We start from the raw sequence: 11849 nt of genomic DNA, 5'->3' as shown, positions 1-11849 counted from the left end.
AGTCACAACTTTCCCAAGTCTTATGAAAAGGCCGAAACATGCTCGATATCGCCTCCCCCGCCCCTGACTTCACCTTGCCTGACAGTGATGGAAATGATGTGACCTTGTCGGCGATGCAAGGCGGTCCGATCGTACTTTATTTCTATCCACGCGATGACACGCCGGGCTGCACCAAGGAATCGATCGCCTTTTCAGAACATCTGGCCGAATTTGAATCCGCTGGCGCCAAGGTTTTTGGCATCTCCAAGGACAGCGTCGCCAGCCATGCCAAGTTCGCCAAGAAACGCGAACTGACCGTGGGGCTTTTGTCGGACGAAAACGGCTCGGTCTGCGAGGATTACGGCGTTTGGAAGGAAAAGAACATGTACGGTAAAAAGTACATGGGCATCGAACGCACCACCTACCTCATCGACGCCAACGGCAGTGTTGCAATGGTCTGGCCCAAGGTGAAGGTGCCCGGTCACGCCGAAGCGGTGCTGGCGGCTGTCAAAGCCCTGTGACCGGATGGCATCTGCCTGAGCGGTTCCAGACGTCAGCAGGTTTTGTTGCTGCTGGTCGATCCGGCACCGGCCCCGCGCTGGTGCTGGCCCATGGCTGGCCCTGGTCGTCCTTTTCCTGGCACCGCGTGATTGCACGCCTGTCCGAACGGTTCACCGTGCACTGGTACGACATGCCGGACTTCGGCGCCTCGGAGCATCGGGCCGACCGTCCCAGCGGGATTGATGCGCAAGCGCAGATTTTTGCTGAAATGCTCGACCATTTCGACCTGCGCGCACCCATTGTCTGGGCGCATGATTTCGGCGGCGCGATCGCACTGCGGGCGCATCTGACGGGCGGTGTCGACTACACCCGTCTGGTGCTGATGAACGTGGTGATGATGCGCCCTTGGGGCTCCGGCTTTTTCGATCATGTGAAACGTCATGTCGATGTGTTCTCCGCTGTGCCGCCGCACATACATCGGGGTATTGTCGAGGCGTATATTGGCGGCGCTTTCGCACATGGCATCGCCCGGGACGACATGGATCAACTGGTCGCACCTTGGCTGGACGCTGAGGGCCAGATCGCCTTCTATCGCCAGTTCGCGCAGGCGGACGAGGCGCTCACCGCAGCTTTCGAGGACAAGCTGGATCAGGTCAGATGCCCCGTTCACATCTTGTGGGGGGCCGACGATCCGTGGATACCGTTGGCGCGCGGGCGTGATTTGGCTTCGGCGATGGGCCGCCCACCCATGACAGAACTGCCAGGACTCGGACATATGCCACAACTCGAAAATGCTGACGCAACGCTCCGGGCGGCCCTGCCCGCCCTCGCCCCATGATGATGATGCCCCTTGGACAGATGGCCGAGGCTGTGCTGCGCACCGCAGACGGCCGGGAAAAGACGGCCCTGTCCCGCAAGCTGGCCGCCGAATGGAAAGCCGCACGGGCCGACGGGCACACACCTGACATCGGCACGGCTTCCCCGCCCATGCACCCGGCCCGGCCATCAACGCCCGAACTGCTCAGCCCCCGTGACGTGCCGCGCCGCCGCCCCGGCAGCCCGCAGGGGCGCATCGCGCTGCTGCACGCCGTGGCCCATATCGAACTCAACGCCGTCGACCTGCACTGGGACATCATCGCCCGCTTCACCCATGTGCCAATGCCCATGGGGTTTTACGACGACTGGGTGAAAGCGGCAGACGAAGAATCCAAACACTTCAACCTGATGTGCGACTGCCTCGAAGAGCTGGGCAGCCACTACGGCGCCCTTCCGGCCCATGCGGGCATGTGGCGCGCCGCCGAAGACACGGCAGAGGATTTCATGGGCCGTCTGGCCGTTGTCCCCATGGTGCTCGAAGCCCGCGGTCTCGACGTAACGCCGGGCATGATCGACATCTTCCGAAAAGCGAAACTCGACAGCGCCGTCGCAGCACTCGAAACCATCTATGCCGAGGAAGTGGCCCATGTCGCTTACGGCTCGAAATGGTTCCACTTCCTGTGTGGGCGCGACAATCTTGACCCCAAGGATGCGTTCCACGCCTTGGTTCAGAAATACTTCCACAGCCCCCTCAAACCACCCTTCAACGAGGAAAAAAGAGCCGAAGCCGGACTGCCTCCGGATTTCTACTGGCCTCTTGCGCTAACAGACTGATCCGTATGGATATCATGCGCGGTTTTCCGCCAATTTGATACATTTCCGCACCGGTTTTACACAGAACGTAGCGTGAGACTTGCCGCCAAAGCGCTGTGACTTTATGCACAGGCGTTAGGGCGTCGTGTTTGGGGATATGAACGCCGCTGTGGGATGGGAACTAAAGGGACGAGCGTTTTGCGGACACGCCTCGGCATTAAGTGGCACGGACTTCTGGAAAAGTATTTTCCCGAGCGTCGCGTCTTTCTCAAATCGGACAATGACACAAGGTTCATCCGGCTTCGGCCCGGCACACAACTGCTCGCTTTCGCGGGCAGTTCTTTTGTTGTGGCATGGGCAATCGTGGCAACGGCCATCCTGCTCATGGACAGCATCGGGTCCGGCAACTTCCGCGAACAGGCCAAACGCGATCAAAGCACTTACCAGGCGCGCCTGAACGATCTGGCTGGTCAACGCGACGCCCGCGCCGAGGAAGCACTGGCCGCACAAAACCGCTTCAACGCCGCCCTTCAACAGATCTCCGTCATGCAATCCGAACTGCTGACGTCCGAGACACGCCGCCGCGAACTTGAAACCGGGATCGAAGTGATCCAGGCGACACTGCGCGGCACCATGAAGGACCGTGAAACAGCACGCGAACAGCTGGCCGCACTGCAGGACCAGGTTGAGACCGGTGGCGCAGGCACGGCACTCGCCGCAAGTGGTGGTGGGGCACCCATGGATTTTGTGGCAGACGCGCTCGCGAAAACTGCCGCGGAACGCGACAAGATCGAACAGGACGCGGAGGACGCGCTGCTTGCCGCCGACGCAATGGCGACCGAAATCGCGCTGATGCGCGAACAGAACGATCAGATTTTCCGCCAGCTCGAAGAAGCGATGACCGTGTCGGTCGCGCCTCTGGACAAGATGTTCCGCTCCGCTGGCATGCCCACCGACCGCATTATCGAACAGGTCCGGCGCGGCTATTCCGGCCAAGGCGGCCCGCTGACCCCCCTGTCCTTCTCGACACGGGGTGAAGAACCCAGCCCCGATACGCTGCGCGCCAATCGTCTGCTGAACCAGATGGACACGCTGAACCTCTACCGGATTGCCGCACAGAAAGCTCCCTTTGCCACCCCGGTCAAATCCGCCTTCCGCTTCACATCCTCGTTCGGCTTTCGCCGCGACCCCAAAACGGGTGGTCGACGCATGCACAAAGGCGTCGATTTCGCCGCCGGTCTGGGCACACCGCTCTATGCCACGGCCGACGGCGTTGTGACCCATGCAGGCTGGCAATCGGGCTATGGCAGACTTGTCAAAATCCAACATGAATTCGGGATCGAAACCCGCTACGCGCACCTGTCACGGCTGCGTGTGAAAGTTGGTCAAAAGGTCTCGCGCGGGGACCGGATAGGTGATATGGGAGCGTCTGGACGGGTAACCGGCGTGCATCTGCACTACGAAGTCCGCGTCGGCGGAAAAGCCGTCAACCCGATGATCTATATCAAGGCAGCCAACGATGTTTTCTAAGAGCAAAATCAACGATCCCGCGCCCAGCACCGATGCGGAGAAAAAGGCGGCACCGGCCGCCCCTGCCCCCGCAGCGCCCAAACAGCAAAGCGAATTCAAGGCCAGCGCGCCCAAGGCGAAACCACCCGCCTCGCTTCTCTCAGCTGACCTGCACGTCACGGGCAACATGAAAACCACCGGCGATATCCAGGTCGAAGGCACAGTTGAGGGCGACATTCGCGCCCACCTGCTGACCATCGGTGAAAGCGCCACGATCAAGGGCGAGGTCGTCGCGGACGACGTCGTGATCAACGGTCGCATCGTGGGCCGCGTCCGTGGCCTGAAAGTGCGCCTGACCTCGACCGCACGGGTCGAAGGCGACATCATTCACAAGACCATCGCCATCGAAAGCGGTGCCCATTTCGAAGGGTCCGTACAGCGTCAGGACGATCCCCTGAACGCGGGCGGCAACAAGCCCAAGGCACCACCGCAGCAGCCATCGCCAGCGCCGCAAAACGGCTAGGGTCTTCTTCACATGACAGACACACGGGCGCCCCAGACCACCGCGGCGCCCGTTTTTCATCCCGGGTTCTGCGCGGAACGCAGTCGCCCCTATATCCTTGTTGCGGCGGTACTCGCCTCGGCCCTCGGCATCATCGACGGCACGGTCGTGGCCATCGCCCTGCCCGCCATGCGCGACAGCCTGGGCGCGGGGCTGGTGCAGGCACAGTGGATTCACAACGCTTATATGCTCACGCTGGCGGCCCTGATCCTTGTCGGCGGGGCCATGGGCGACCGTTTTGGACTGGGCCGCGTTTTTGGGCTTGGCATTGCGCTTTTTGTTGTGGCATCGATGTTTTGCGCCCTCGCCCCCACGCCGCTCTTCATGATTGTCGCGCGCGCAGTGCAGGGTGTGGGCGCGGCCATCATGGTGCCCGGCTCACTCGCCCTGATTGCCCGCGCCTATCCCCGCGAAAGTCGGGGGGCGCCATCGGCATCTGGGCCTCTGCAACTGCAGTCACCACTGCAGCGGGGCCTATAATCGGCGGGCTTACCCTGACCATTGGCGGGCCCGAAATGTGGCGCTGGATCTTTGCAATCAACCTGCCACTTGGCGCCTTGGCGCTGTTTCTACTATACCGCCATCTGAGCGACGACCCAGCCAAGGAGAATGCCCGCGTTGACATTCCCGGTGCCCTGACCGCCACTGCCGCTTTGCTGGCCATCGCATGGGGACTGACCTCGCTTGATCATGGCGGCAACGCGACGATGTGGCTGATCGGTGGCGCGGTGATGCTGGTGATATTCCTGTGGACGCAAAAGCGTGGCGATCATCCGATGATGCCGCTCACACTCTTTGCCTCGCGCCCCTTCTCTGCCGCCAACGCGCTGACGTTCACGCTCTATTCCGCGCTGTCGATGATGTTCTTCTTCATGCCGATGACCTTCATCGCAGGCTGGGGGCTCAGCGAGATTGCAGCCTCCGCCGCTTTCGCGCCCATGTCGGTGTTCATTTCACTGTTGTCAGCCCGCGCGGGCAAACTGGCTGACCGGATCGGCCCTGCGCCCCTGCTCATTGGGGGATCAATGGTGGTTGCGACGGGCTACGCGGCGATGGCGATCCTCGCACAGTATCAGAATTTCTGGGGTCACATCCTGCCTGCCATGTGCCTCGTAGGCCTTGGCATGGCAGCCGTCGTGGCCCCGCTCTCGACCTCAATCATGGCCGCTGTAGACGAAACACGTTCCGGCACGGCCTCGGGCATCAACAACGCCGTCACGCGCATGGCAGGCCTCATCTCGGTGGCTGCGGTCGGCGGGTTCGTCGCGGCCCTCTACGCAGGCGCAGGGGGCACCGCCAGCTTCGGAATCGAGAGCGATACAGCAGGTCACGGCGCGGCCATGACAACGGCATTCACAGGGCTTGCTTGGATCGCCACAACGCTCGCAGTGATCAGCGCAGGCCTCGGCTGGTTGACCCGAAGTGTAAACGAAAATTAACCTTTAACCACTTTTTAATCGTTGAATACTGCAGGTTAAGTCGTTGCACGAAAACGCAAAAAGGGCACACTTAAAGTGTGCCCTTTCAACGTGTCCCCGCGGGGACAGATTTTTATTCGGTGACCGACACCTTGGTCATCACATCCGGCGCACCTTCAATTGCACCCGACCGCGGGTGCCCCCGCTTGATCTGGTCCAGCACCTCAAGGCCCGAGGTCACGCGGCCTACAACGGTGTACTGGCCATCCAGAAACGGCCCCGGCTGGAACATGATAAAGAACTGGCTGTTGGCACTGTTCGGGTTTTGCGACCGCGCCATACCGACGACCCCACGGTCAAAGGTGACGTCCGAAAATTCGGCTGGCAGATCCGGTTGGTCGGAGCCCCCGGTCCCCGCGCGACGTCCATCATAGTCACCGCTGGTGTCACCGAACTGCACGTCACCCGTCTGCGCCATGAAACCGTCGATCACACGGTGAAAGGCGACATTGTCATACTCACCACCCTCGGCCAGCGCCGTGATACGTGCGACATGCTGCGGTGCCGTGTCTTCCAGAAGATCGATGACGATGGTGCCATTGGCCTCACCGCTCACCGTGATCTCGACACCCGATGCAAAAGCTGTCCCCGCGGGGACAGCAAGCACGGCGACGGCGATCAGGTTACGCCACATCGGCGGCCACCTTCACGCTGATCATACGGTCAGGCTCGGCAGGCGGCTCGCCGCGCACGATTGCGTCCACGTGCTCCATACCTGCGATCACCTGGCCGTACACGGTGTACTGACCGTTGAGGAAATCATTGTCCTTGAAGTTGATGAAGAACTGGCTGTTCGCACTGTCGGGGTTGGCCGAACGCGCAGCCCCCAGCGAACCACGGGCGTGGGGGACCTTGGAGAACTCGGCCGGAACGTCCGGCTTGTCCGAACCACCGGTGCCGGCCATGCGGATGTTGAAACCGTCTTCCATGTCGCCATGCTGCACGTCGCCCGTCTGCGCCATGAAACCGTCGATCACACGGTGAAATGCGACGTTGTCATATTCACCGGCGCGCGCCAATTCCTTCATCCGCTCGACATGCTTGGGGGCCACGTCGGGCAGCAGTTGAATGGTGACGGTTCCGCCTTTGAGCTCCATCAGGATCGTGTTTTCGGGGTCTTTGATCTCGGCCATGTGCGCCTCTTTCCAATTGGTTTGGGCATCTACCTAAGCCGGTGGGCACGCAGGGACAAGTCACCCGGTTGACCCGAGGTGCATTTGCCGCGATGCAAGGGCCGACGCAGAGGCAAAGGAGTGCACGACATGGGCTGGAAATCGCTGGATGACATGGATCTCAAGGCCAAGCGCGTGTTGACCCGCGTGGACATCAACGTGCCCATGGAAGACGGTCGCGTCACCGATGCCACACGCATCGAACGGATCGTCCCAACCATCACCGACATCCGCGCCAAGGGCGGCAGCCCGGTGCTGCTGGCCCATTTCGGACGCCCCAAGGGCCAGCCCAACCCGGACATGTCATTGCAACCGCTGGTCCCCACCCTCGAAGAGGCTTTCGGATGCCCGGTCACATTTGTCGAGCGTCCCAGCCGGGACTGGATTGACGCGCAGCCTGCCGATGCCGTGATCCTTGTCGAGAATACCCGCTTTTCCCCGATGGAAGAAGCCAACGACCCGCAGATGGCGCAGCTCCTTGCCACGCTCGGCGACGTTTACTGCAACGACGCGTTTTCGGCGGCGCACCGGGCACATGCCTCGACCACCGGTGTGGCCCACCTGCTGCCCAACTGCGCGGGTCGGTTGATGCAGGCGGAACTGGAAGCGCTAGAAGCGGCCTTGTCCAACCCGAAGCGTCCCGTAGGAGCCGTTGTGGGTGGAGCCAAAGTGTCGACCAAGCTGGACCTGTTGCAGAACCTCGTGAAGAAGATCGACATGCTGGTGATCGGCGGGGGCATGGCCAATACATTCATCGCGGCACAAGGCGCGGACCTTGGCGCATCGCTGCAAGAGGCGGACCTGCACAACACCGCGCGGGACATCATGGCGGCAGCCAAGGACGCAGGCTGCACCGTGATCCTGCCGACAGACGGACGTGTCGCGCGCGAATTCAAAGCCGGTGCGGACCATGAGGTGATTGCCCTTGGGCAAGATACGAAACTGGCAGATGACCAGATGGTTCTGGATGCTGGCGATGATGCAGCCGACACCATCGCACGGGCGTTTAGCGATTTGGAAACGTTGATCTGGAACGGGCCACTCGGCGCATTCGAGATCACGCCATTCGATACGGCAACAGTGACCGCAGCCAAGGCCGCTGCAGCGCTGACCAAGGCAGGCAAGCTGGTCACCGTCGCAGGTGGCGGAGACACGGTGGCCGCGCTCAATCAGGCGGGTGTTGCAGATGACTTCACCTATATCTCGACCGCCGGGGGTGCATTCCTCGAATGGATGGAGGGCAAAGACCTGCCCGGGGTTGCCGCCCTCACCCAATAGTCAGCGCGTACCGGTTGGCGCAGAGGCGCCTTAGCCCATATGATGCGCTATCGATCTGCATCAAATGGGGGACACGACATGGCCTGGACACTGATCACCGGCGCATCCGAAGGTTTGGGTGTAGAGTTCGCGTGCGTTGCGGCCAAGGAAAACCGCAATGTGATCCTGGCCGCGCGGTCCAAGGACAAGCTTGACGCGGTCGCCGAGGAGGCGCGCAGCCACGGGGTTGAGGCGGTGGTGATCCCCGCCGATCTGTCCGACATGGCGGAGGTCGACCGGTTGTGGTCCGAAGCGAGTAACGGACGCGAGATTGATGTCCTCGTGAACAACGCAGGCCTTGGCTATAACGGGCCGTTCGACGCCGGTCAGGGGTGGGAGCGCGAGATGGCCTCGATCAACGTGAACATGCTGGCACTGACCCGGCTGATGAAGCTGGCGATCCCGCACATGCAAGGTTTGCCCAAGGGGCGTATCCTGAACGTCGCCTCTGTCGCTGGGTTCACCCCCGGTCCGCAGATGGCAGTGTATCACGCCACGAAAGCTTATGTTCTGTCCCTGTCCGAAGCAGTAGCCGAAGAATTGCGCGGATCATCCGTGACCGTGACGGCACTGTGCCCTGGTGCGACTGCCACCAATTTTTTCGATGACGCCGACATGCACGGCGTGCGCCTGCTCAAGATGTCGAAGCCCATGAACGCCAGGGACGTGGCCGAGGCCGGTTGGCTACACGCACGGGTCGGCAAGCGGATCGTCGTACCCGGTGCCATGAACAAGATGTTGGCTTTCCTGCCCCGGATATCGCCGCGAGCCCTGACAACGCGGATAGCCGCGCAAATGATGGGAAAACACTAAACCTTTTAAACAAAAGGGATTCACAGCGCGAATCACCTGTGGCATAGTGTTTGAAACCGCCCAAAGAGGTGGGATCAAAGGCAGTAGTTTCACATGACCCGTACAGCGCGCCCCGCCGTGAGCACATTTATCTTCTTCTCGATTACGTTCGCCTTGGCGATCTATTTCACCTTTGCCGCCGTGCAGGGGGATTTTGGTCTGTTCCGCCGTGCCGAGATTGAAGCAGAAGCGCGGGACCTGTCGCGCCAGCTTTCTGAGGTCCAAGTGCAGGTGGCACAGATGGAGAACCTGACCAAGCGTTTGTCGGATGATTACCTAGACCTTGACCTGCTAGACGAACAGGCCCGCAGCGTGCTCGGCATGTTGCGTAGTGACGAAATCGTCATACGTTGACCCCTGAAAAACAAGCATTATTGGTGCAAGTTGCCCTTGCGGCAGATTGGCACTCGCCTCGCACGAACGAGATCCTGTAGGGAATAGTTTAACGCTAAACTATTCCTTGTCAGGGAGGTCGCCGCCATGGCCGCGCGCAAAGCCCAAACGAAACCAAACGTGTCAGCGGAGGAGCTGCAGGGCTACTACCGCGACATGTTGCTGATCCGCCGGTTCGAGGAAAAAGCCGGGCAGTTGTACGGCATGGGCCTGATCGGTGGGTTTTGCCACCTTTATATCGGGCAGGAAGCCGTGGTTGTCGGTTTAGAGGCCGCGGCCGAGGAAGGCGACAAACGTATCACGTCCTACCGCGATCACGGCCACATGCTGGCCTGTGGCATGGATCCCAATGGCGTGATGGCCGAGCTGACGGGTCGCGAAGGCGGCTACTCCAAGGGCAAGGGTGGCTCCATGCACATGTTCTCGAAAGAGAAGCATTTCTATGGGGGCCATGGCATCGTTGCCGCGCAGGTGCCCCTTGGTGCGGGCCTCGCCTTTGCTGACAAGTATAAGGAAAACGGGCGCGTCACCTTTACCTATTTCGGTGATGGTGCGGCCAACCAGGGCCAGGTCTACGAGGCCTATAACATGGCCGAGCTGTGGGACCTGCCGGTCGTATTCGTCATAGAGAACAACCAGTACGCCATGGGCACCTCCACCAAGCGGTCAACGAAGTCGCCCAGCTATTGGGAACGTGGTGCGGCTTATGGCATCCCCGGCGAGGAAGTAGATGGCATGGATGTGTTGGCGGTGAAGGCCGCCGGTCAGAAGGCCGTTGCGCACTGCCGGGCTGGCAAGGGTCCGTATATCCTTGAGATCAAGACATATCGTTATCGCGGTCATTCGATGTCGGACCCGGCCAAGTATCGGACCAGGGAAGAAGTGCAAAAGATGCGCGACGAACGGGATCCGATCGAGGCGGTGCGGTCCATGCTACTGACCGGCAAGCACGCGAGCGAGGATGACCTGAAGGCCATCGACAAAGAGATCAAGGAAATCGTGAACGCCTCTGCCGAGTTTGCGAAGGAAAGCCCGGAACCAGCGCTCGACGAGCTTTGGACCGATATTTACGCCTGAGGGGAGACAGACTTATGGCAATCGAAATTCTCATGCCCGCCCTGTCCCCCACGATGGAGGAAGGCACGCTTGCAAAATGGCTGGTGAAAGAGGGCGATACGGTATCGTCCGGTGACATCATGGCCGAGATCGAGACCGACAAGGCAACCATGGAATTCGAAGCGGTCGATGAAGGGATCGTCGGCAAGATCCTGATCGCGGAAGGCACCGAGGGTGTGAAGGTGAACACGCCCATCGCCATTCTGGTCGAGGAAGGTGAAGAGGTCGGCGACGTATCTGCCGCCCCTGCCCCGACAGCCGAAACCGCCCCCGCGGTTGAAGCACCTGTTCCTGCTGCCGCTGCGGCGCCTGCCGCGCCGCGGGTCGATCTGACCCCGGACTGGCCCGAGGGCACTGCCATGAAGGAACAGACCGTTCGCGAAGCGTTGCGCGACGCGATGGCTGAAGAAATGCGGTCAGACGACACCGTGTTCCTGATGGGCGAGGAAGTGGCCGAGTACCAGGGTGCGTACAAGGTGTCTCAGGGTCTGCTGGACGAGTTCGGGTCAAAGCGTGTGATTGACACGCCCATCACGGAACACGGCTTTGCCGGGATCGGTGTCGGTGCTGCGTTCGGTGGCTTGCGCCCGATTGTCGAGTTCATGACCTTCAACTTTGCTATGCAAGCGATTGACCAGATCATCAATTCGGCGGCCAAGACGCTCTATATGTCGGGTGGTCAGATGGGTGCGCCCATGGTCTTCCGCGGCCCAAACGGAGCTGCCGCCCGCGTGGGTGCCCAGCACTCTCAGGACTACGCGGCGTGGTACATGCAGGTTCCGGGTCTGAAGGTGGTCATGCCCTATTCGGCCTCGGACGCCAAAGGTCTGATAAAAACGGCCATCCGCGACAACAACCCGGTGATCTTCCTGGAAAACGAGATTCTCTACGGCCGCACCTTCGATGTACCGGACATGGACGATTTCACAGTTCCATTCGGAAAGGCCCGGATCTGGCGTGAGGGTGAAGACGTAACCATCGTATCCTTCGGCATCGGGATGCAATACGCGCTGGAGGCTGCGGACAAGCTGGCCGCTGATGGCATCAATGCCGAGGTTATCGACCTGCGTACCCTGCGCCCGATGGATACGGGCACGATCATCAATTCGGTAATGAAAACAAATCGCTGTGTGACAGTTGAAGAGGGTTGGCCGCAAGGCTCTGTAGGCAACTACATCAGCTCGGTCATCATGCAGCAGGCCTTCGACTACCTCGATGCACCGGTCATCAACTGCACAGGCAAGGATGTTCCAATGCCGTATGCCGCGAACCTCGAAAAGCACGCGCTGATCACCACGGACGAGGTGATCGAAGCCGTCAAGCAAGTCACCTACCGCTAAG

At 60.7% G+C, this 11849-nt stretch carries 14 protein-coding genes; 12 read left to right on the top strand and 2 right to left on the bottom strand.

The genetic code is table 11. The features are described 5' to 3' along the window. Positions 1-38: 38 nt before the first annotated feature. The 7 genes from bcp to ACZ1HN_RS12330 all read left to right on the top strand — a co-directional run bounded on the left by bcp (position 39) and on the right by ACZ1HN_RS12330 (position 5619). Positions 39-500, top strand: a complete 462-nt coding sequence (bcp, locus tag ACZ1HN_RS12360; protein WP_299206570.1) for a thioredoxin-dependent thiol peroxidase — start codon at positions 39-41, stop codon at positions 498-500. Then, positions 497-1318, top strand: a complete 822-nt coding sequence (locus ACZ1HN_RS12355; RefSeq protein ID WP_472727716.1) for an alpha/beta fold hydrolase — start codon at positions 497-499, stop codon at positions 1316-1318. Before bcp ends, ACZ1HN_RS12355 begins: the two co-directional genes overlap by 4 nt. Before the next feature lie 2 nt (positions 1319-1320). Then, positions 1321-2130, top strand: a complete 810-nt coding sequence (locus ACZ1HN_RS12350; protein WP_472729316.1) for a ferritin-like domain-containing protein — start codon at positions 1321-1323, stop codon at positions 2128-2130. A gap of 177 nt (positions 2131-2307) precedes the next feature. Then, positions 2308-3639: a DUF5930 domain-containing protein gene (locus ACZ1HN_RS12345; RefSeq protein ID WP_472727715.1), complete on the top strand. Its 1332-nt coding sequence runs from the start codon at positions 2308-2310 to the stop codon at positions 3637-3639. Beyond that, positions 3629-4141, top strand: coding sequence for a bactofilin family protein (locus ACZ1HN_RS12340; protein ID WP_299206578.1), 513 nt, complete (start codon positions 3629-3631; stop codon positions 4139-4141). Before ACZ1HN_RS12345 ends, ACZ1HN_RS12340 begins: the two co-directional genes overlap by 11 nt. A gap of 12 nt (positions 4142-4153) precedes the next feature. After that, entirely contained in the window at positions 4154-4660 is a 507-nt protein-coding gene (locus ACZ1HN_RS12335) for an MFS transporter (protein WP_472727714.1), read from the top strand. After that, positions 4609-5619 (top strand): MFS transporter, encoded by a 1011-nt coding sequence (locus tag ACZ1HN_RS12330; RefSeq protein ID WP_472729315.1) that lies wholly within the window; start codon positions 4609-4611, stop codon positions 5617-5619. The genes ACZ1HN_RS12335 and ACZ1HN_RS12330 overlap by 52 nt, the downstream gene beginning before the upstream one ends. A 112-nt stretch (positions 5620-5731) precedes the next feature. Here the strand turns inward: ACZ1HN_RS12330 and ACZ1HN_RS12325 are convergent, their stop codons facing one another. Continuing rightward, entirely contained in the window at positions 5732-6292 is a 561-nt protein-coding gene (locus ACZ1HN_RS12325; RefSeq protein WP_472727713.1) for a peptidylprolyl isomerase, read from the bottom strand. Then, on the bottom strand, positions 6282-6791 hold the full coding sequence (locus ACZ1HN_RS12320) for a peptidylprolyl isomerase (protein ID WP_472727712.1): 510 nt from the start codon (positions 6789-6791) through the stop codon (positions 6282-6284). Before ACZ1HN_RS12320 ends, ACZ1HN_RS12325 begins: the two co-directional genes overlap by 11 nt. A gap of 129 nt (positions 6792-6920) precedes the next feature. Between ACZ1HN_RS12320 and ACZ1HN_RS12315 the strand changes: the two genes are divergently transcribed. From ACZ1HN_RS12315 to ACZ1HN_RS12295, 5 genes are all read left to right on the top strand, one after another. Then, the gene (locus ACZ1HN_RS12315) at positions 6921-8108 is read left to right on the top strand and encodes a phosphoglycerate kinase (RefSeq protein WP_472727711.1); all 1188 of its coding nucleotides are present in this window, start codon (positions 6921-6923) and stop codon (positions 8106-8108) included. A gap of 78 nt (positions 8109-8186) precedes the next feature. Beyond that, positions 8187-8960 (top strand): SDR family NAD(P)-dependent oxidoreductase, encoded by a 774-nt coding sequence (locus tag ACZ1HN_RS12310; RefSeq protein WP_472727710.1) that lies wholly within the window; start codon positions 8187-8189, stop codon positions 8958-8960. A gap of 93 nt (positions 8961-9053) precedes the next feature. Continuing rightward, positions 9054-9353, top strand: coding sequence for an FtsB family cell division protein (locus tag ACZ1HN_RS12305; RefSeq protein ID WP_472727709.1), 300 nt, complete (start codon positions 9054-9056; stop codon positions 9351-9353). 126 nt (positions 9354-9479) lie between these two features. Then, positions 9480-10469 carry a pyruvate dehydrogenase (acetyl-transferring) E1 component subunit alpha gene (gene pdhA / locus ACZ1HN_RS12300; protein ID WP_472727707.1) on the top strand — a complete coding sequence of 330 codons (990 nt, stop codon included), beginning with the start codon at positions 9480-9482 and terminating at the stop codon, positions 10467-10469. A gap of 14 nt (positions 10470-10483) precedes the next feature. Next, entirely contained in the window at positions 10484-11848 is a 1365-nt protein-coding gene (locus ACZ1HN_RS12295; RefSeq protein WP_472727705.1) for a pyruvate dehydrogenase complex E1 component subunit beta, read from the top strand. The last annotated feature ends 1 nt before the right edge of the window (position 11849 follow it).

This window comes from Tateyamaria sp. GN1-10, from assembly GCF_055693845.1.
The sequence above is the reverse complement of the archived record's forward strand: the minus strand, read 5'-3'. Positions and strand labels throughout refer to the sequence as shown.